Annotated in this window: 21 protein-coding genes; 9 read left to right on the forward strand and 12 right to left on the reverse strand. The window is 40.7% G+C overall.

Annotation, left to right across the window (positions count from 1 at the left end):
* The first annotated feature begins 94 nt into the window (after positions 1–94).
* From ade to ABFV83_RS06890, 7 genes are all read left to right on the forward strand, one after another.
* Entirely contained in the window at positions 95–1825 is a 1731-nt protein-coding gene (ade, locus tag ABFV83_RS06860; RefSeq protein ID WP_349948164.1) for an adenine deaminase, read from the forward strand.
* Positions 1826–2247: 422 nt separating this feature from the next.
* Positions 2248–2856, forward strand: coding sequence for a YHYH domain-containing protein (locus ABFV83_RS06865; protein WP_349948165.1), 609 nt, complete (start codon positions 2248–2250; stop codon positions 2854–2856).
* Between the two features lie 9 nt (positions 2857–2865).
* The gene (locus ABFV83_RS06870) at positions 2866–3126 is read left to right on the forward strand and encodes a hypothetical protein (protein WP_349948166.1); all 261 of its coding nucleotides are present in this window, start codon (positions 2866–2868) and stop codon (positions 3124–3126) included.
* Positions 3127–3312: 186 nt separating this feature from the next.
* Positions 3313–3630 (forward strand): metalloregulator ArsR/SmtB family transcription factor, encoded by a 318-nt coding sequence (locus ABFV83_RS06875; RefSeq protein WP_349948167.1) that lies wholly within the window; start codon positions 3313–3315, stop codon positions 3628–3630.
* A gap of 138 nt (positions 3631–3768) precedes the next feature.
* Complete coding sequence (arsD, locus tag ABFV83_RS06880; protein WP_349948168.1) at positions 3769–4251, forward strand: arsenite efflux transporter metallochaperone ArsD; 483 nt, start codon at positions 3769–3771, stop codon at positions 4249–4251.
* Position 4252: 1 nt separating this feature from the next.
* Positions 4253–5989, forward strand: coding sequence for an arsenical pump-driving ATPase (gene arsA / locus ABFV83_RS06885; RefSeq protein ID WP_349948169.1), 1737 nt, complete (start codon positions 4253–4255; stop codon positions 5987–5989).
* A 795-nt stretch (positions 5990–6784) separates the two neighbouring features.
* Positions 6785–7843 carry a tyrosine-type recombinase/integrase gene (locus ABFV83_RS06890; protein ID WP_349948170.1) on the forward strand — a complete coding sequence of 353 codons (1059 nt, stop codon included), beginning with the start codon at positions 6785–6787 and terminating at the stop codon, positions 7841–7843.
* Positions 7844–8204: 361 nt separating this feature from the next.
* Here ABFV83_RS06890 and ABFV83_RS06895 read toward each other — a convergent pair whose 3' ends face one another.
* The 3 genes from ABFV83_RS06895 to ABFV83_RS06905 all read right to left on the reverse strand — a co-directional run bounded on the left by ABFV83_RS06895 (position 8205) and on the right by ABFV83_RS06905 (position 12036).
* Positions 8205–8801 (reverse strand): 50S ribosomal protein L25, encoded by a 597-nt coding sequence (locus ABFV83_RS06895; protein ID WP_349948171.1) that lies wholly within the window; start codon positions 8799–8801, stop codon positions 8205–8207.
* A gap of 831 nt (positions 8802–9632) precedes the next feature.
* Positions 9633–11582, reverse strand: coding sequence for a translation factor GTPase family protein (locus ABFV83_RS06900; RefSeq protein WP_349948172.1), 1950 nt, complete (start codon positions 11580–11582; stop codon positions 9633–9635).
* Between the two features lie 139 nt (positions 11583–11721).
* Positions 11722–12036: a LysM peptidoglycan-binding domain-containing protein gene (locus ABFV83_RS06905; RefSeq protein ID WP_349948173.1), complete on the reverse strand. Its 315-nt coding sequence runs from the start codon at positions 12034–12036 to the stop codon at positions 11722–11724.
* Between the two features lie 186 nt (positions 12037–12222).
* Here ABFV83_RS06905 and lexA point away from each other — a divergent pair, with 186 nt between their 5' ends.
* Positions 12223–12843 carry a transcriptional repressor LexA gene (gene lexA, locus ABFV83_RS06910; protein WP_349948174.1) on the forward strand — a complete coding sequence of 207 codons (621 nt, stop codon included), beginning with the start codon at positions 12223–12225 and terminating at the stop codon, positions 12841–12843.
* 228 nt (positions 12844–13071) lie between these two features.
* On the opposite strand, the gene rsfS is transcribed toward lexA, so the two are convergent.
* The 8 genes from rsfS to rplU all read right to left on the reverse strand — a co-directional run bounded on the left by rsfS (position 13072) and on the right by rplU (position 17404).
* Positions 13072–13434 (reverse strand): ribosome silencing factor, encoded by a 363-nt coding sequence (gene rsfS, locus ABFV83_RS06915; protein ID WP_349948175.1) that lies wholly within the window; start codon positions 13432–13434, stop codon positions 13072–13074.
* Positions 13431–14027 carry a bis(5'-nucleosyl)-tetraphosphatase (symmetrical) YqeK gene (yqeK, locus tag ABFV83_RS06920; RefSeq protein WP_349948176.1) on the reverse strand — a complete coding sequence of 199 codons (597 nt, stop codon included), beginning with the start codon at positions 14025–14027 and terminating at the stop codon, positions 13431–13433. Before yqeK ends, rsfS begins: the two co-directional genes overlap by 4 nt.
* The gene (gene nadD, locus ABFV83_RS06925; RefSeq protein WP_349948177.1) at positions 14024–14641 is read right to left on the reverse strand and encodes a nicotinate-nucleotide adenylyltransferase; all 618 of its coding nucleotides are present in this window, start codon (positions 14639–14641) and stop codon (positions 14024–14026) included. The genes yqeK and nadD overlap by 4 nt, the downstream gene beginning before the upstream one ends.
* 35 nt (positions 14642–14676) lie before the next feature.
* Complete coding sequence (gene yhbY, locus ABFV83_RS06930) at positions 14677–14973, reverse strand: ribosome assembly RNA-binding protein YhbY (protein WP_349948178.1); 297 nt, start codon at positions 14971–14973, stop codon at positions 14677–14679.
* A 13-nt stretch (positions 14974–14986) separates the two neighbouring features.
* Positions 14987–16270 (reverse strand): GTPase ObgE, encoded by a 1284-nt coding sequence (gene obgE / locus ABFV83_RS06935; protein WP_349948179.1) that lies wholly within the window; start codon positions 16268–16270, stop codon positions 14987–14989.
* A 190-nt stretch (positions 16271–16460) separates the two neighbouring features.
* Positions 16461–16751, reverse strand: coding sequence for a 50S ribosomal protein L27 (gene rpmA / locus ABFV83_RS06940; protein WP_013272669.1), 291 nt, complete (start codon positions 16749–16751; stop codon positions 16461–16463).
* 3 nt (positions 16752–16754) lie between these two features.
* On the reverse strand, positions 16755–17093 hold the full coding sequence (locus ABFV83_RS06945; protein WP_349948180.1) for a ribosomal-processing cysteine protease Prp: 339 nt from the start codon (positions 17091–17093) through the stop codon (positions 16755–16757).
* A gap of 2 nt (positions 17094–17095) precedes the next feature.
* Entirely contained in the window at positions 17096–17404 is a 309-nt protein-coding gene (rplU, locus tag ABFV83_RS06950; RefSeq protein WP_025233053.1) for a 50S ribosomal protein L21, read from the reverse strand.
* A 381-nt stretch (positions 17405–17785) separates the two neighbouring features.
* Between rplU and ABFV83_RS06955 the strand changes: the two genes are divergently transcribed.
* A complete protein-coding gene (locus ABFV83_RS06955) occupies positions 17786–17965 on the forward strand; it encodes a hypothetical protein (RefSeq protein WP_349948181.1) in 180 nt (59 codons plus the stop codon).
* 66 nt (positions 17966–18031) lie between these two features.
* On the opposite strand, the gene ABFV83_RS06960 is transcribed toward ABFV83_RS06955, so the two are convergent.
* Complete coding sequence (locus tag ABFV83_RS06960; protein WP_349948182.1) at positions 18032–19474, reverse strand: TrkH family potassium uptake protein; 1443 nt, start codon at positions 19472–19474, stop codon at positions 18032–18034.
* Between the last annotated feature and the right edge of the window lie 11 nt (positions 19475–19485).

Genomic DNA, 19485 nt, shown 5'->3' on the forward strand with positions numbered 1-19485 from the left:
TTTATCCAAAGGCAAATCCTATGGTGATGCTTATCGTAAGTTATGTCAAATGTGTAAATGGAGAATGAGTAAAGTAACGAAAAGGGGTGCTTATATGAAAAGAAGATATCTAAATCTATTAATTGATGTTGCTGCAGGCAGAAAAAATGCCGACTTAGTCATTAAAAATTGTAAAGTGGTAAACGTCTACACGGGCGCTGTTTTAGAGAAAAACATCGCACTTTGCGGCGGTTTAATTGCTGGTATTGGCGATTATGAAGGTGAGACAGAGGTCGATGCTAACGGTTCTTATGCGATTCCGGGATTGATTGAAGGTCATATGCATATTGAATCCACCTTTTTAACTCCAGAAAACCTCGGCTGTGTGCTTGTTCCTCACGGTACAACTACTGTTATTGCCGATCCTCATGAGATTGTAAATGTTTGTGGAGTTAACGGATTTGAGTATATGATTGAAGCTGCAAAAGGTACGGATTTAGATATAAAAAATCAAATACCATCGTGTGTTCCTTGCACAGCCTTTGAGCATTCAGGCGCAATTATTGACAGTGATGTCATTGAAAAACTGACTTATCATGAAGGTGCCTTTGGCCTTGGTGAATTAATGAACTTTCCTGGTGTCATCTTCAATGATGAAGAAGTCATAAAGAAAATAGCGGTAGCTAAAAATGCAGATATAATCATTGATGGGCATGCACCAGGGCTTTCTGGTAATGAGTTAAATGCTTACGTTGCGGCAGGCATTAAGACAGATCATGAATGTTCCACTGTTGAGGAAATGATTGAAAAAATTAACTTAGGCATGTATATTCAATTAAGACAAGGTTCTGCCTGTCACAACCTGCGCCCCCTGCTAAAAGGGGTAACAGCAGCAAACAGCCGGCGTTGTCTGCTATGTTCTGATGACCGTCAACCTAAGGATATATTTGAAAAAGGTGATTTAGATGACCATTTGCGGATTTGTGTAGAAGAGGGGCTTGACCCAATAACCGCCATTCAAATGGCTACCATTAATCCTGCGGAATGTTATGGTCTTACCGACAGGGGAGCAATTGCTCCCGGCTTAAGAGGGGACATTGTTCTTATAAATAATCTGAAGGAATTTATTGTAGAAAAAGTATTTATCCAAGGAAAGCTGGTAGCAGAGAAAAATACTTATCTTGGGAAATACAAAAGTGCACCAATTGATAAGGTGGCCAGTAGTGTCCATGTAAAAGATTTGACCATGGAAAAGCTCAAATTGAACTCTAAGTCCACAAACGTTAAGATCATTGATATTGCAGAAGGCAGCATTGTAACAAAAATGGGAACTGCAGAGGTTGCACTAACTGCTGACGGCGATTTTATCTTTGATGAAAATCAAGATATTGTTAAAATTGTAATTGTAGAGCGGCATCAGATGACCGGTAATGTAGCAGTAGGTCTTCTTCGTGGATATGGAATCAAGAAAGGAGCCGTCGCTCAAACGATCGCTCATGATTCCCATAACATCGTAGCTGTAGGTGTGAATAATGATGAAATCATGGCAGCGATTCAGGAGATTATGAGAATAAATGGCGGTGCGACTGTGGTGGAAGACAGAAAAGCAATTGAAAGCATGCCTCTGCCAATTGGCGGTCTGATGTCAGATAAGGGTGGTGAATGGGTCGCTGAGAAGCTTGAGCGCATTCAGAATATGCTACATAAAGATTTTAAGGTAAATTGGGGCGTAGAACCTTTAATGACCCTTGCCTTTATGTCTCTGCCGGTTATCCCAGAGGTTAAAATTACAGATATGGGACTTTTTGATGTAACGAAGTTTGAGTTTACTTCAATAGAAGCGTAAAAAGCTAATAACTTGGGCCGGTTGATCCATAGCTGAATTTACTCAGCCGGAGAGCAGCCGGCTTCTTTTTGAGACTGTTTCAAAGAGGGCCTGTTGACAAATCAATTCATTGCTGCTGAATATTCTGAAATCAATAAAGATGTGGATTTTAGATAGCATTCTTTTAATCTATAATCGGTTTATTACTTGGAATTGCTATAAATGTAATATGAGTTTCAGGATGGTTCAGTTAGTGACAGGGAGATGGAAGAGTAGAATGTACTTAATTGTAGTGATAAGAACACCTTTATAGGAAAAACTTCTTTTAAGACATTGCAAGCTCTCCTGCAAGTTAATTGCATATATTTTACCTCTATAATTTGTAATATATGCCACCTTATGATATGATGTATTTATAAAAATAGAAACGGGGGAAGTAGTATATGAATTCAAAAGTTTTAAGTAGGAAGCTGAGAGTTTTAGCAAAAAAGGTTAAACGGATTGCTTTGTTTATTGCTGCAATTCTGATAATTGGGTCTATGGAGACAAGTTATTCTGGTTGCATTATAATTGCACAGGCGCATTCAGGGCGGACAGATTCCCAAGGCGGACATCACGATTATAAAAACAAAAGTGGTTTGGGCAGTTATCATTATCATCATGGTCAGCCAGCCCATTTACATCCAAACGGAGTGTGTCCTTATGAAAATGGTAATGGGGCATCTTCTTCTAAGCAGACCTCTAGTTCAACATCGGAAAAGAAAGAGGAGTCACCTTTAAATGTTCAGGATTATAAGCTGGTATTTGACTCAACCTTCTATTATAATAATAATTCAGATCTGCAGACTACGATAGGAAATAATGAACAGAAACTGCTAGAACATTTTGTTTTCTATGGTATGGCAGAAGGGCGTAAAGGATGCAGTGATTTTGATGTAATGATATATAAAGACAATAATATTGACTTAGCGGCAACATATGGGGATGATTTTAAAAAATATTATGAGCATTTTATGGAATGTGGACATAACGAAAATCGAATACATAATTAAGTTATAAAAATGACAAGAACTTTTGATGAAGAACATGAAAAAAAAGTGAAATACCGACTTCCGTTTAATCCCTTGCAGGACACAGAACTGTTAAAATTATTAGAAAAAGAGGATTCTGGGATTCAGTTTTCACACACACTTGAAGAGCAAATCCGCGGGCAGTTAAAGACAGGATTTATGCTGCTTGATCTTTATGAAGATACGAATGGGAAAGGCGTCCTTCATGAGTATGGTGTTCCTACCTTTTGGGCGACTTTGGCTGTTAAATAATTTAATTGAAGAGTGCAAGCCGGTTTGTCGGCAAGACAGCAGTAACGAATCACGAGCCCATTCAGAGTGAGCACTCCAGTTCCGACTTGAAGAGACCATTTTATAAAAAAAAATAAAACTATATTGACATTTCAAATCTTACAGCATACAATGATATATAGAAAATATTCTATATGAGGTTGTACTATGGAAAAAAAATATATTCAGAATGCCAAAGTCCTTAAGGCTTTGTCCGATCCAAAACGATTACGAATAGTTGATATGCTTTCTTGCGGTGAGCTGTGCGCCTGTAGTATTTTGGAGAAATTTCATATTACCCAGCCAACTCTATCCCATGATATGAAAGTGTTGATGGACGCTGGTTTAGTGAAAGCAAGGCCGGAGGGTAAATGGATTTATTACTCATTGAATGATGAACACCTAAAAGCTTTTTATCAGCAGTTAGGAGAAATATTCACTTCATCCCCCGATTGCATTTGCCATCGTAAAGGTGGTGATAAATAGATGTGTTACTGTCACCGTCGGTGTCATGTTCCTTAGGGGAAATTTGGCACCGATAAAAAAATTGTCGTTATATAGAAAAAATTCAATATGACAGGAGCATAATTATATAAAATCTGAAAAACAAACAGATATAGTTTTATGTCAAAAAAAAACAAAGGGTTGTTTGTCACATGGATTGCTAACTGGGTTATCTTCACGGGACGCGATTCTAAAATAAATTCAATGAAAGAAGGTAACAACTTTATGAAAACAATGCAAATTTTTGAACCTGCTATGTGCTGCTCGACTGGACTTTGCGGAGTAGGGGTTGACCCAGAACTGCTTCGTATCTCCACTGTACTCGATACGTTGAAAAAGCATGGCATAACTGTTGATCGTTTTAATCTCAACAGTGCACCTATGGAGTTTGTGCATAATAAGATCGTGAATGACTTCATCAACGACAAAGGGCCAGACGGCCTGCCTGTTACCTTGATGGACGGAAAAATCGTCTTAGCTGGAAAATACCCCACAAATGCGGAATTTACAGAGTGGTTGGGCCTTCCTGCCAATCTACTGAGAAAACCAGTGGAAAAAGAGCAGAGTAGCGATAGCTGTTGCTGTAAAGGGGGTTGCTGCTAAAGTGAATTTATTCGATCCTCGTACTATCAGACTTACAAAATACCTTTTCTATACTGGCAAAGGCGGCGTTGGTAAAACCAGCGTTGCCTGCGCCACTGCTGTATCCCTGGCAGACAGTGGAAAGCGGGTGCTGCTAATTAGTACCGATCCAGCCTCTAATTTGCAGGATGTCTTCTCAATGGAACTAACAAACAAGGGGACTCCGATTCCTGATGTACCTAACTTGGTTGTGGCAAATCTCGACCCAATACAAGCCGCTGCTGAATATCGGGAAAGTGTCATTGCTCCTTATCGCGGCAAACTTCCTGGCGCTGTTCTCGCTAACATGGAAGAACAGCTTTCCGGTTCCTGCACTGTCGAGATTGCAGCGTTCAATGAATTTTCTAATTTTATCACAGACGGCAAGGTACAAAAGGAATATGACCATATTATTTTTGACACCGCACCCACTGGTCACACTCTACGTATGCTACAGCTTCCGTCAGCATGGAGTGATTTTATCAGCGAGAGCACTCACGGTGCGTCCTGTCTGGGCCAGCTTTCAGGCTTGGAGAGTAAAAAAGCAATTTACAAGCAGGCTGTGGATACTCTGGTAGACGGGAATCTGACCACATTAATTCTTATGACACGCCCCGAAACATCACCGTTCAAAGAAGCAGCACGGGCTTCTGGCGGGCTTTCCTCACTAGGGGTCCGCAATCAAATGCTGGTTATCAATGGTGTACTGACTGAATATAGTGATTCGCTATCTTTGAACCTGTATGAAAAACAGCAGACAGCGCTTAGTGCTATGCCGGAAAGCTTGCAAACGCTTCCGCTCCATATGGTGCCCTTACGTGCCTATAACGTCACAGGGCTGGAAAATGTGCGTGCCTTACTGAATACTGATCATGTAACTGTACACACCGAAACGCTAAATGCCGTTCATGTTCCTACATTGAATAATGTGATCGACGAACTGGCAGCAAGCGGTAAACGCGTTATTTTCACTATGGGCAAAGGTGGCGTAGGAAAAACTACGGTTGCCGCGGCTGTGGCGTTGGGCCTTGCAAAGCGTGGAGAAAAAGTTCATCTTACAACCACCGACCCCGCCGCACATCTGAAATTTGTACTGGACGAAAACTGCGGCGTTTCTATGAGCCATATAGACGAGGCCGAAGAACTGAAAAAGTACCAGTCCGAAGTAATAGGTAAGGCTCGTGCGTCTGGTATGAGCGATGGGGATATTGCCTATGTTGAGGAAGATCTGCGTTCTCCCTGCACTCAGGAAATTGCTGTGTTTCGTGCCTTTGCAGAAATAGTTGATAAAGCCAACGATCAGGTAGTGGTGATTGATACGGCGCCTACTGGTCATACCCTTCTTTTGCTGGAATCCACTCAAAGTTACAATCATGAAATCCAGCGAACAAAAGGTGAAATCCCGGAATCCGTGCAGAAGCTTCTGCCAAGGCTGAAATCTGATGAAACCGAAGTTCTTATTGTAACTTTGCCCGAAGCAACACCTGTTTATGAGGCATTGCGTTTGGAGGACGATTTGAAGCGGGCAGGTATATCCGCTCAATGGTGGATTATTAATCAATCCTTGTACGGCACAGATACCACCAATCCCATGTTGGCAGCAAAGGCGGCAAATGAGGTTGAATGGCTTAACCGTGTTGATAAACATGCTGGTGGCAAATTTTCGTTAATTACTTGGAGTGCCGAAGAAATCAAAGGCGACCGTTTATTAACACTTTGAGAGGACAAATGATATGGTAAAAGTAGTGTTTATATGTGTTCATAATTCTTGCCTGAAATGGCTGCAGAATATTCTTTAAATAATAGAGTGAACAAAGAAATAGATTGTCCTTATTGTAATGGAAGAGAGGCTATACGTGGAAAAAATGATGCATTTTTTCCACGTATAAATGCACCTTTTATAATATAATTGGACTGGATAACGCCAATATGATATACTAAAGGAATAGTAGTATCTATTGAAAAAACGACAAAACCCCTATGATTATAGTTTTTCGGTTTTCTGAACAAAACAGTGTATTGAAAAACCGAAAAATTACCGACAAAACTTCGGAAGTCCGGGAACCCTTATAAAGACTGGGCAGGAATGGTTTTGTCGCAGATATTTGTGAAGGTATTTTCTCTAACAAAAAATTAGATAAGGAAGTATTTTTTGACAAAACAGCAGTGATTTTTTTTCAGTTATGAATATCGGGGCGTTTTTATAAATAAAGCAGTGATTTCCAACTATTCGCGAAAGCCTAGTTTAACGAATAGTTTGCGGAGGGAACAAGGAAACTGTAATTACATATTTAATATTATCGTTTAAAACAACCTTTTCTCTCTTTATGTTTTTGATATACTCCAATTCCTCACTCTTCTTTATATCAAAGTACGCAAAGCTCTTTAAGCACCTCTACCAAAGGATCGTACTATTAATCCCAAAGAAGGAAAACTAATTAATGAGGAAAATATAAATAACTTGTCTTTCAGAAAACATTTATCAATCCAATAAATAAAGAAATGAGGCCCAATTATGAGTTCTTCTCTCTCCTACCATCAGCAAAAAGATATTGAAAATGTAAAGCACCTGCGCCAATTGGTAAAAGAACTTCCCAATTTCTGCGGGGATTTCTTCAGAGGGATTGAACCCCGTACTTCTTCCCGGACCCGGATTGCGTATGCTTACGACCTAAGGGTGTTTTTTGATTTTCTAATTAAAGAAAACCCTGTTATCGGCAAACTTCACATTCAAGATATCACATTGGACCATCTGGAGGCACTTCGGGTCGTGGACATTGAAGAATATATGGAATATTTAAAATACCGTTTTAATGATAAAAATCAGGAAGTAACCAATAAAGAGCGGGGAATTATGCGAAAAATCTCCTCTCTGAAAAGCTTCTATAATTATTATTACCGGAATGAACGGCTTCAAACAAATCCCGCTTCTCTGGTGCAGCTTCCAAAGTTACATGAAAAGGATATTATCCGGTTGGATATTGATGAGGTTGCTCTCTTGCTTGATGAAGTAGAAAGCGGGGAAGCTTTAACAGAGAAGCAAAAAGCCTATCATGCGAAAACCAAAATCCGTGACCTGGCCCTATTGACTCTTATGCTGGGAACTGGAATCCGGGTATCGGAATGTGTTGGACTGGACATAGATGATATTGACTTAAAAAATGGAGGGATCCGAATCCACAGAAAGGGCGGAAAGGAAGTTACAGTGTACTTTGGTTCTGAAGTGGAGGATGCTCTTCTTGATTATCTGGAAGAACGCAGTTTAGTCATTCCCGAAGAAGGCCATGAAAAGGCTCTCTTCCTATCCCTTCAAAAGAAAAGGCTTGCAGTCCGCAGCGTCGAAAATCTGGTAAAGAAATATTCTAAACTCGTAACACCACTGAAAAAGATCACACCCCATAAACTGCGCAGCACCTATGGAACAAGCCTGTATAAGGAAACCGGGGACATCTATCTGGTTGCAGATGTTTTAGGACACTCGGATGTCAATACCACAAAAAAACACTATGCTGCTTTGGAGGATGAACGCCGGCGCAGCGCCAGAAATAAGGTGAAATTGCGTGAAAACACATAAGTAAAAAACTAAAAATGGTTGTTTTGTTCAAAAAAACCGCGCCGCTGAAAAGCGGCGTTATCATTTCATTTAAAATACTTGCTATCAGAGTATAAGCTTCCCTGACGGATTCCTTTTTGTCTTTTGGGGAACTTTGAAAGCTTTGGCGAATGGTCTGCGAGCATGTGTCTTATGTAAGAGGACATGACACATGCTCGTAAGGACCTGATATAAATATAATGGGAAGTTGCTATCTATCTTTTTAATTTTTTTGTTATAAAAAAAGAAAGCATCTAATATCTAAATTAGAGCTTTCTTTTTTCACCTTTATTATCAGACTCTTATAATATTTTCATACGAAAAGTGAATGCCGTTATTCCTCTTAGCTTTTGGCCTCTTCTTCACCTTCAACTGCTTCACGTATCTTAGAGCCAACAACTGTTATCATTTTTTGTTCCGGATCAATAGTTGAGGTAAGTCCTTCCGGAAGTTTAATATCACTAAATTGAATACTTTCACCAGCCTCCATATTAGAAACATCAATTACTATTTCATCGGGAATATTCTGAGGTAATCCCTCCAGTAAAATTGAATCTATGGTACTGTTAATCAACAATCTTTTTGACTCAAGAAGTTCTGCTCCGGTAATTTTTATAGCCACTTCTTGTTTGACTTTTTCCGAAAAAGATACCATTTGAAAATCCAAATGAGAGATTTCGTTCTTAACAGGTTCAATGTGTATTTCTTTTGCCATTACGGTATAACTCTCGCCATCAGGAACAACCAGTTTAAAAATGCCATTCCGGCCAAACTCTTTCATTGATCTTCTAAATACATCTTTCTTAACAGCTATTGAGATTGAATTAACACCTTTACCAGCTATGTTTCCCAGTAAATATCCTTCTCTTTTTAACTGATTATTGTCACCCTTTCTGGTACTTTTTCTTAACTCAACGTTCATAACTCCAGTATTTTCCATAGTTATAAGCCTCCTTGATTTATAATTATATTATGGCAATCATCTAAAATCTTATGATTCAATGATGAAAACCTGTTACCTAAATTTCAATGTGATTTAACATAACAAAATATAAATTGTCAAAACAAAATATATTTCTCAAAGAAAATGCGTTTTAAATAAGTTATCATAGAATTAAATTTGAATTTATTTCTTTAATACAAACTTATTTTATTTATTATTTAAAAAATCACACAGAGTTTCAAATAACATATAATTAATAGTATAGTATAAATCTGACAATTGTCAAGCTTTCGATTTGTATAACAGAAATTTTTCCTGATGAAAAGATTAAAAGAATATAAAGGTGCAGTTCGAGAAACTCAAGTTCTTTGCACAATATTAAAAACCATTAACTTATTCTAATGGATTTTCAATATTATCTATTATTTCTCCTCTATCACAGTGTTTTAAAAAGAAATAAAATGTTGAATCAATTATATTTATAGTACGTTAAGAGATATCATAATTAAATAATGGTGGTTGGATTTTCTTCGCTGTTTGCAACTTCGCTAAACTACTTAGCAGATACCCAATATCACTTAAAAAGCACGGAATCCCGTGCTTTTGTCAATTTATCATCATTTAATTGTTTGCCTAACACACTCTCTTTTTTTTACCCAGGTACTTTAGTTCAGCCTAGCCGAATCAATAATTCTATTATACATTACCATCCGCTTAATTAAAGTTAAAATCCCATTAATACCTATTATAAATAGGGTTTCAGACTTCAGAATCTTTATCAATAATCCTTTAACTGGAAGCTAAGATTAAAATAATAATAAATAACAATTATCTAAGAGTGTGCATATAATCTTCCGCACGATCCCAATTAACTACAAAGGAAGTGCCCTTTTGACAGAATACGGAACAGGAAGGATTATCAGTATCCTCATTTGGATTATATTGATAATGATTTAGAACCTCATCTTGATTATGACATATATCGTAATGAGAAAATACCATGGATATACTTCCCTTGCCACCGGTCATTATCATCAACTCTTCTCCGTAATTCATAAAAGACGCAACAGGGACCAGACCTCTTATTACCGTTCTCCCGCTACCGTCCGGAACCGGGGCTTCGAACCGGCCGGAATACCTTGTAATGTCGTTTAATACCCTTCCTGTTAAGGGATCCGGAATTGATATCGCAAAGCTGTAATAAGGCTCCAGAAGGAGGCTTCTGGCCTTCATAAGCCCTTGACGGATTGCCCGGTATACTGCCTCCCGGAAATCACCTCCCTCAGTATGCTTGATATGAGAAATGCCATCAACCAGAATAATCTTAACATCCGTCAGTTCAGATCCGGTTAGAACTCCTTTATGAATGGTTTCAAAAACATGAGTACGTACAAGATTCTGATAATTGATCCCAAGCCTGTCCACATGACATTGACTCTCAAATGAAATTCCCTTCCCTCTCTCACCGGGTTCTATTCTCAATGCTACTTCCGCATAATGGCGGAGCGGCTCAAAGTGTCCGTATCCTGTAACCTGTTCCGCTATTGTTTCCATATATATGATCTCAGGCTGTCCAAAGGATACCTTCACCTGAAATCTTTCTAAAATAACCTGTTCCAAAACTTCAAGCTGAATTTTCCCCATGATATTCACTTTTAACTGCCGCAAAGACTCTTCCCATACCACACTTAACGCAGGCTCTTCCTCTTCCAGAATGTAAAACATCTGCAAGATTGTCCGGTCAGGAACCTCAGGCGGGTACAGAACCCTTGCCTGAAGGGCAGGTTGAAGTGCCGGCATCACCGTATCACAGCATTCTCCAAGTCCCTGGCCTGCTTTGGCAGTCCGAAGCCCGGTAACGGCTACCACGTCTCCTGCAGAAGCCTTCTGAAGGGCTGTAAAACGTTCCCCTTGAAAAGCCCTTATCTGATGTACCTTCTCATCTGTTGATAAGGAATCCCTGACATTGAGAGAGCCGCTTAATATCTTCAAGTACGTCATTCGCTCTCCATGACCGTCATAACGGATCTTAAACACTCTCCCACTAAAAGGAGCTGAGACCGGATAGGAAGCTTCTGTAAAACAATAAAAGGAATCAAGAAACGGTTCTATTCCCTCTCCATTCAAAGCGCAGCCGCCAAAACAGGGGAATAAACGCCGGTTTTTAATCTGAGAAACCACTGCAGGCCGCAGATCTTCAAAAGTAATAGCCCCATTCAACCATTTATCAAGTAATGTTTCATCCCATTCAGATACATTCTCAATGATATCATCTGTCAGGGTGCCTTCACTTCCCTTCTTAAGGCTGATGTCTTTAAAATCCAGAATATTGGCTGAAAAACGTTCACGAACCTCAGACAAGACCCTTTCATAAGATGCCGAAATCACATCAAGTTTGTTGATAAATATGAAAACAGGAATATTATATCGCTCCAGAAGGTTCCAGATGGCCTCGGTATGACCCTGAATTCCATCCGTCCCGTTAATCATTAAGACCCCATAGTCCATTACCTCCAGGGCCCGTTCCATCTCAGCCGAAAAATCCGTATGACCGGGAGTATCAATCATGTAATAGGTATCATCATTATGAGTGAAACCGGCCATATCTGAAAATATAGTTATTCCCCTCGCCCTTTCAATATCATCATGATCCATACATGCGTTTTTAGCATCAACACGGCCCAGAGCTCTGATTACTCCTTCTCTGTATAATACCTGCTCTGAAAAAGTGGTTTTTCCGGCATCTACATGAGCCAGAATTCCGAAAGTTATCTTCATAATTATATTAAATCCTTTGACTATAAGAATAATTCTGAGTTTAAAAACATCTCTTAAGCAGACGGTGCTTCTATTATTCTAAGGTATAATTTCAATAAAATCAATGGATTTAAAAATAGCAGCTGCCTGGCTACCTCATTTACCTTACTCCTGAATCAGAATCTAATGCAAAGTACATGACAGTCAGATACTGTCCGCTGTGAATGGTATCTTCCTTTAATCCGTTTATATTCTTTAATTCTTTCACATATTGGGCAGTGGTCATACCGCTGTTTTCCAAATACGCTCCGGCAATGCTCCATAAGCTGTCCCCCTTTTGTATCTCAATGCTGGTATAATACTTCTCGGCAGCCGCCCCTTCCGTCTCTCCGGCCAGGGCATTCATTATGGAATTGCCAAAAAAATGGGAACCAAGCAAAACGACCAGTGACAGTACAATCAATTGCTTTATCATATGTATACCTCCTCTAAAACAGTCCCAATAAGAACATAAGTTCTTTTTCTGTCCACATCATACCACTACGAACATATGTTTGTCAATTGATTTTGCATTTTTTCGAACAAAGGTTTGCATTTTTTTCGAACATATGTTACTATTGTTACTATAGTCTTAATGAATAAGGATTGAGGAGGCCGTACTATGGCACAAGAGAGAATTACCCCAAAACAGCAGGAGATTTTAGAATATATAAAGGAAACGATTCTAAAGAAGGGCTATCCGCCGGCAGTCAGGGAGATCTGCGAAGCCGTCTGTTTAAAATCAACATCATCCGTCCACTCCCACCTGGAAACGCTTGAGGAAAAGGGATACATAAGAAGAGATCCTACCAAGCCCAGGACCATCGAAATCATAGACGATTGTTTCCAGCTGACACGCCGGGAGGTTGTAAATGTTCCGCTGCTTGGAACCGTAGCTGCCGGACAGCCTCTTTATGCAGAGGAAAACATTGAAAACTATTATCCCATACCCGCTGACATTCTCCCAAACGCCGAGACCTTTATGTTAAAAGTTAAGGGAAACAGCATGATCAACGCAGGCATTCTCGAGGGTGATCAGATTATTGTTGAACACTGTCCAACAGCCAATAACGGAGAAATCGTGGTGGCATTGGTTGAAGATTCTGCAACTGTAAAACGGTTTTTTAAAGAAAAAGGACATTACCGCCTGCAGCCGGAGAATGATGCCATGGACCCGATTATTGTAGACAATGTGGAAATCCTGGGTAAAGTAATCGGTTTGTTCCGTTTGGGAATTCATTAAGATTTCAGATGGGTAACATAGTTCCGGCCTGAAGTTTACATAATATAATTATGTAAACTTCAGGCCGGACAAGTCATCTATTGATTCGTTATTTTAAGATATTAAATAAGAGGATGCTGATTCTTAAAAAAGCTGATAATTTTCATACTTTTCATGCTTCTATAAAATAACAGCGAAAAAACGGCTCACAGGTTCTGTTAAGCCGTTTTACCCAATTAAATTCTCTTTTTATGATAAAGCTTCCAAATCCTCAGCTTCAATTGTCTTTCCATCTCTCCAGATTCTTTCCAGATCATAGAACAAACGATTATCACGGTCAAACACATGGATAATGATATCGCCGTAGTCCATGAGTATCCAGTTGGCAGACTGATAGCCTTCCACCTGTTTGCAGACAAATCCCTTTTTTCCAAGTTCTTCCTCTACATTGTCAACCATGGCCTGAACCTGATTTGCATTGGTACCGCTGGCAATAATAAAATAATCTGCCATTACGGATACTTTGCAGATATCAATGATTCTGATATCTTCCCCTTTCTTATCCGCTAACGCTGCATAAGCGGTTTTTACCATCTCAACTGACTGATTCATCCTTGCTCTCCCTTCTTGTTTTCGTGAACCTGCTTATAATAAGCATATGCCTGCTTTGACATGGAGTCCACAAAATTGCCTTTTCCTTCCAGATAATCCAAGGATTCCTTAAGGATCTGATAAACGCACTCATCTAAGTCTACAAAAGCCACAGACCGTACAAGAGCCAGATTCATTGCCCTGTCACGTCTGGGTTCAATATAATCCGCGGTAAAAACGATTTTCTCCAATATTGACATCTCCGGTCTTCCGGTGGTATGCCAACGGATGGCATTTATGATCTCTCCGTCGTTTATGCGGTATTTATGCTCTGCCAGCCATGCCCCATATTTTGCATGGAGCACTACCGGAGCCTTTAATTCATCGTCAGTTAATGGAAGATTCTGTTTCCTGCATTTTCTGATAATCTCATCATCTCCATAAGGCTTGGCACAATCATGAAGCAGGCCGGCCAGCTCCGCTTTATTTAAATCATATCCATAGCGCATCGCCAATGCGGTGCAGATAAATGATACGCTGACCGTATGCTCAAACCTGGAAGGAGTTAATCTTCCCTTTAAATCACTTCTTAACTCTAAGATCAGATCTTTCATGGTTCCAACTCCTGATATAAACCGTGGGCGCTGATATACTCAATGATCTCCCGCGGTACATAGTCTTCTATGGACTGGCCTCTGGCAATCATGCGGCGTAATTCCGCAGAAGAGATGTCCATTTCTCCGCAGTGAAGCGTGCGGATATCTGCGCCATATTTGGAGGCCAGATAAGCAATCTGCTTGTCCATGGAACGGTCCGCTTCCTCATATTCCCGCCGGGCGGTCAGTATGACTGCCTGAGCCAACACCTGATCCGGCTCATACCAATTCTCAATTTCATATAAAGAATCAGCTCCAATGATAAAATAAAAGGAATGCTCCGGATATTCTTCACGCAGCAATCTTAATGTCTGCGCCGTATACGTATACCCATTCCGCCTCATCTCAAAATCCGAACAGACAAGACCTTCATGATCTTTCACAGCAAGTTCCGTCATGGCAAGACGCATGGCCGGTTCTGACACATTACGGTTCTTTTTGTGAGGCGGATGTCCGGAAGGCATATACCAGACTTCTTTTAGGCCATATTCCTTATATGCCTGCCCGCCAATCATCAAGTGTCCATTGTGGATCGGATCAAAAGTGCCGCCCATAATACCAATTTTACCCATAATCTTCGACTCCCTGGCCCCATAATGAAACAGGATTATTTAGGAAGTACGATCTTCCTCTTATTCTCCTCTTTCGCCTGCTTATAAAGGACGATCTTCCTTCCAATCACCTGAACGACTTCGGAATGGGTCCTTTCTGATAATACTGCAGCAATGCTGTTTCCATCATCCAGACAATTCTTGAGCACAGTAATCTTTACTAACTCTCTGGCTTCCAGCGCCTCTGCAACCGCATTGGTGATTTCCGGTGTCAGGCTGGATTTTCCAATCTGGAAGATAGGATCTATATTCATCGCCAATCCCTTTAAATAGGATCTCTGCTTACTCGTCATATTATTCTCCTCGTTATTTGTAATAGTCAAATTCAAGACCATACATGCGGACCGTATCTCCTTCTTCAATTCCCGCCTGTTCAAGCTCATCTAAAATTCCGTTTTCTTTTAAGAATTTCTGGAAGAAGCTGAAGCCTTTTTCTGATTCCAGATTCGTGTAGCCTAACATCTTTTCAATGCGGGGGCCTTCTACCACGTAAACACCATCTTCTGTAACTTCCACCGTATAAGGAAGCAGTGCATAAGACAGAGTATTAACATCGAATTCCTTTTCAAATATGATCGGGCTTAAATTCACAGTCTGAAGCAGCTCATAGATAGCATATAACAGTTCTTTTACACCCTGACCGCTTACTGCGGATATAGGATACACCTTAACGCCCTGAGGTTCAAATTCCGCCTTAAGCCTTTCAACCGGATCATCGCCGTCATCATATATTGCATCAGTCTTATTGGCCGCAATGATCTGAGGACGTTCCATCAGCTCCGGATTATAAGCCTCCAGCTCCTTATTAATTGCATGGATATCCGCAATGGGATCTCTTCCTTCCGTAGATGCGGCATCCACTACATGAACCAGGACTCTTGTCCGTTCAATATGACGGAGAAAATCATGTCCTAATCCAACACCCTCGGAAGCGCCCTCAATAAGCCCTGGGATGTCAGCCATAACAAAGCCCTTTCCTCCATCCACATCCACAACTCCCAAATGGGGGTTTAAGGTTGTAAAATGGTAGTTGGCTATTTTAGGTCTTGCATTGCTGACTCTGGAAAGAAGTGTAGATTTTCCAACGTTTGGAAAACCAACCAGTCCTACATCCGCAATAACCTTTAATTCAAGCTGTACCCAGAGTTCCTGACAAGCCTGTCCGGGCTGGGCGTATTTGGGAGCCTGCATGGTAGGGGTTGCATAATGCATATTTCCCTGTCCGCCTTTGCCACCCTTTAAAATAACCTCCCGGCGGTTTTCACCGGACATATCTGCAATGACTTTTCCGGATTCAAAATCCTTGATTACCGTACCTTCCGGGACCTTGATCACCAGATCCCTGCCGTCCTTACCATGGCAGCGGCGTTTTCCGCCTGATTCCCCATCCTGTGCGGTATATTTGTGAATATGCCGGAAATCACTTAATGTGTTAAGGCCTTCATCAACCTCAAATATAATAGCACCGCCGCGGCCTCCGTCACCTCCGTCAGGACCGCCGCACGGAACATAAAGTTCCCTCCGGAAACTGACATGGCCATCGCCGCCTTTTCCGGATCTTATAAATATTTTTGCTCTATCGGCAAACATTCATTCACCTGTTACCTTTCTTTTCGATTAAAATTAGGGCTTAACCCTTTTCTTTAAAGGGTTAAGCCCCTTTCTTAAAGGGTTCAACCCCAAATTGAGCATGAGCAGCGAATTTTTGAATACAGGCAGCCGGGCAATTCCTGTATCTTAAAAAACGGCTCCATACGTTTAAGGTATGAAGCCGGTCCAATTATTCGTTAATTGCTTTTGGATAAACAGAAACCTGCTTTTTGTCTCTGCCTTTTCTCTCAAATCTTACAACGCCATCCACTAAAGCGAATAATGTATCATCACCGCCACGGCCTACGTTGATGCCTGGATGAATGTGAGTTCCGCGCTGTCTGTACAGAATATTGCCAGCTAATACGAACTGACCGTCAGCTCTCTTAGCGCCTAATCTCTTAGACTCGGAATCTCTACCGTTCTTGGTAGAACCAACACCCTTTTTATGAGCGAAAAATTGAAGGTTCATTCTTAACATTACTTACACCTCCTTAAATCGGATTTTAATATATGGTTCTCCATATTCTTCTTCAATATCCTGTAATCCTAATACCAAAGAATTCATGAGGAGTTGTGATTCTGAACTTATATCTGAAGTAAAACGGAATTGAAAAGCACCTGTCTTTTCCTCCTGATCCACTTCAAAGGAATCTTCTGTAAATTGTTCCACGCTGTTGGCCAGGTTAAATGTAAGCGCTGACACCGCAGCACAGACAAGTTCCTGCCCTTCCTGACGATCATCAGCTAAACCGGCATGTCCCAACATCTGAATTCCTGCATAATGCTGTTCCGAATCAACCATTACGGTTACTCTTATCATAATTAAGCATTGATCTTTTCGATCTTAACCTGAGTATAAGACTGTCTGTGACCATTTTTCTTATGGTATCCGGATTTTCTCTTATACTTGTAAACAATAACTTTCTTAGCTTTGCCTTCCTTTACAACTGTACCTGTTACGGTAGCACCTGCTACGGTTGGGCAGCCAACAGCTAATTCACCATTGTTTACAACAAGTACCTGGTCAAATGTGACAGCTTCGCCAGCGTCAACACCAAGCTTTTCCACTTTAATGATATCGCCTTCCGCTACTTTGTACTGCTTTCCACCTGTTGCAATAATCGCGTACATATGGCACCTCCTATTATCATTACTCGCCAACTATGGTGTTCCAAAAAATTTGGAAACTTTTAAACCTCATTGTGCGGCATACTGTACTAATATATCATTCCCTAACTGTTCTGTCAATATCTTTTAAATAAAAAATAATCAGCTTTCCCGCCTGCAGCCTGGCTTTTTCTTGTATTTCTTTCTGACACCTAGTATAATAGAAGCCGTAAGATAAAACAAGGGGACATGTTGTCGGCAAAAGAAACATTTGGCTTACCGTGCTGCCAGCCTTCCGGTGCCATAACTGCTATGATTCCGTGGATTATCATCATGATCATTTTTATTATAAGAACAGTTATGAACCTAAAAATTTTTCATAAGCATATGAAAGGAGATCAGACTATGAGAATCTTTTTTAACAGAGAGTGGAGTTTAGCTGAAAAACGATTATCAATCGTGTCGGCACTTCTGTTGGGCTGCGTCCTGGGCTTTTTATTCGCGCCAATAAAGAAAGGAGTTTACTGCGGCAACCATAACGGAAACACCAGTATTCCGGAAAAATGCACAAAGGAAATCCAGTAACATTTCATTTTTCTATCCACGAAACAAGGCCGCAGAGCTTCAAAAATCTGCGGCCTTTTCTATATATTAATTATTTTTCCATGTAGAAGGTGCAAAAATCAATAGCATTGGGAATACCTCCAAACGTCCCGCCAGCATGTCAAACATCATAACATATTTGGACAAAGCAGAAAAATGGGAAAAGTTCTGGAGAGGACCGGCCCCTGCCAGTCCTGGCCCGATGTTATTAAAGGTTGCTGCTACGGCGGTAAAATTGGTGGTGAAATCAAAGTTATCCAGACTGACGATCAGAACGGAAACTGTAAAAATCACGATGTAAGCACCTAAAAATGTATTGATGGACCGGAGCACATTATGTTCAACGGGCTTTCCCTCCAGCTTTATAATCTTCACGCTTCTGGGATGGAGCATGGATGCCAGTTCCTTTTTAACAGCCTTTAAAAGGATAACGACTCGTGATACCTTAAAGCCTCCGCCCGTACTTCCTGCACAAGCACCAATAAACATGAGAGCCACCAGGACCCCTTTTGAAAATTCCGGCCATAAATCAAAGTCAACGGTGGAATAACCCGTTGTGGTAATAATCGAAGCCACCTGGAATGCTGCATGATGAAAAGCAGAAAACAGGCTTCCAAAGCTGCCGCGAATATTTAATGTAATAAACAAAACAGACACTGCAATGATTCCCAGATATGCCCTGGCTTCCTCACAACGGAAGGCCTCCTTTGGATGACGGGTTAAAAGCAGGTGATATACATTAAAGTTTATACCGAATAAAATCATAAATACGGTGACAACTCCCTGCAGATAATAACTGTCATAAAAAGCCATGCTGCTGTTCTTGATGCCAAATCCGCCTGTACCGGCTGTGCCAAAGCTGATTGCCAGTGAATCAAAAAGGGACATACCTCCTATCAGAAGAAGGATGACTTGCAGCACCGTCATAAATAAATAGATCGTATAAAGGATTTTAGCGGTCGTCCGTACCTTGGGCACTAGTTTTCCTACGGAAGGGCCAGGGCTTTCCGCCTTCATAATATACATATTATAACCGCCGGCAAGAGGAAGGATGGATAAAATAAATACCAGAACCCCCATACCGCCGATCCAGTGGGTAAAGCTCCTCCATATGATCATACATTGGGAAAGAGATTCCACATCCGGCAAAACGCTGGAGCCTGTTGTGGTAAAGCCGGAAATAACCTCAAACATGGCATCTTCAAACCTGGGGATTTCCCCACTCAAGTAAAAGGGCATTGCCCCAAAAAAGCTTAATACGATCCAGCTTAGTGCAACAGTAACAAAGCCTTCTTTTGCAAAGAAAACCATGTTTTCAGGCTTTTTGCGGGTGAAAATAAACCCGATGCCTCCGCAGACCGCCATAACTGCCAGAAACCAATAACCACACGTTTCCTTATAAATCAATGCTGTGATACACGGCAGCAACATAAAAGCTGCCTCAATATTTAAAATCCAGCCCATCATATAGATGATAACTTTTTTATTCATAGCCTTTTCGC

The organism is Lacrimispora sp. BS-2 (genome assembly GCF_040207125.1).
Lineage (GTDB): Bacteria > Bacillota > Clostridia > Lachnospirales > Lachnospiraceae > Lacrimispora.

What these genes read in the sequence shown, in the direction of transcription:
- ABFV83_RS06955 (WP_349948181.1), top strand. Translation starts at nt 17,786, where the DNA reads ATGAGAATCTTTTTTAACAGAGAGTGGAGTTTAGCTGAAAAACGATTA.
- rsfS (WP_349948175.1), bottom strand. Translation starts at nt 13,434, where the DNA reads ATGAATCAGTCAGTTGAGATGGTAAAAACCGCTTATGCAGCGTTAGCG.
- lexA (WP_349948174.1), top strand. Translation starts at nt 12,223, where the DNA reads ATGGCACAAGAGAGAATTACCCCAAAACAGCAGGAGATTTTAGAATAT.
- yhbY (WP_349948178.1), bottom strand. Translation starts at nt 14,973, where the DNA reads ATGACGAGTAAGCAGAGATCCTATTTAAAGGGATTGGCGATGAATATA.
- ABFV83_RS06875 (WP_349948167.1), top strand. Translation starts at nt 3,313, where the DNA reads ATGGAAAAAAAATATATTCAGAATGCCAAAGTCCTTAAGGCTTTGTCC.
- yqeK (WP_349948176.1), bottom strand. Translation starts at nt 14,027, where the DNA reads ATGAAAGATCTGATCTTAGAGTTAAGAAGTGATTTAAAGGGAAGATTA.
- ABFV83_RS06870 (WP_349948166.1), top strand. Translation starts at nt 2,866, where the DNA reads ATGACAAGAACTTTTGATGAAGAACATGAAAAAAAAGTGAAATACCGA.
- arsD (WP_349948168.1), top strand. Translation starts at nt 3,769, where the DNA reads ATGTCAAAAAAAAACAAAGGGTTGTTTGTCACATGGATTGCTAACTGG.
- ABFV83_RS06895 (WP_349948171.1), bottom strand. Translation starts at nt 8,801, where the DNA reads ATGGAAAATACTGGAGTTATGAACGTTGAGTTAAGAAAAAGTACCAGA.
- ade (WP_349948164.1), top strand. Translation starts at nt 95, where the DNA reads ATGAAAAGAAGATATCTAAATCTATTAATTGATGTTGCTGCAGGCAGA.
- ABFV83_RS06945 (WP_349948180.1), bottom strand. Translation starts at nt 17,093, where the DNA reads ATGATAAGAGTAACCGTAATGGTTGATTCGGAACAGCATTATGCAGGA.
- ABFV83_RS06890 (WP_349948170.1), top strand. Translation starts at nt 6,785, where the DNA reads ATGAGTTCTTCTCTCTCCTACCATCAGCAAAAAGATATTGAAAATGTA.
- rplU (WP_025233053.1), bottom strand. Translation starts at nt 17,404, where the DNA reads ATGTACGCGATTATTGCAACAGGTGGAAAGCAGTACAAAGTAGCGGAA.
- rpmA (WP_013272669.1), bottom strand. Translation starts at nt 16,751, where the DNA reads ATGTTAAGAATGAACCTTCAATTTTTCGCTCATAAAAAGGGTGTTGGT.
- ABFV83_RS06900 (WP_349948172.1), bottom strand. Translation starts at nt 11,582, where the DNA reads ATGAAGATAACTTTCGGAATTCTGGCTCATGTAGATGCCGGAAAAACC.
- ABFV83_RS06905 (WP_349948173.1), bottom strand. Translation starts at nt 12,036, where the DNA reads ATGATAAAGCAATTGATTGTACTGTCACTGGTCGTTTTGCTTGGTTCC.
- obgE (WP_349948179.1), bottom strand. Translation starts at nt 16,270, where the DNA reads ATGTTTGCCGATAGAGCAAAAATATTTATAAGATCCGGAAAAGGCGGC.
- ABFV83_RS06865 (WP_349948165.1), top strand. Translation starts at nt 2,248, where the DNA reads ATGAATTCAAAAGTTTTAAGTAGGAAGCTGAGAGTTTTAGCAAAAAAG.
- ABFV83_RS06960 (WP_349948182.1), bottom strand. Translation starts at nt 19,474, where the DNA reads ATGAATAAAAAAGTTATCATCTATATGATGGGCTGGATTTTAAATATT.
- nadD (WP_349948177.1), bottom strand. Translation starts at nt 14,641, where the DNA reads ATGGGTAAAATTGGTATTATGGGCGGCACTTTTGATCCGATCCACAAT.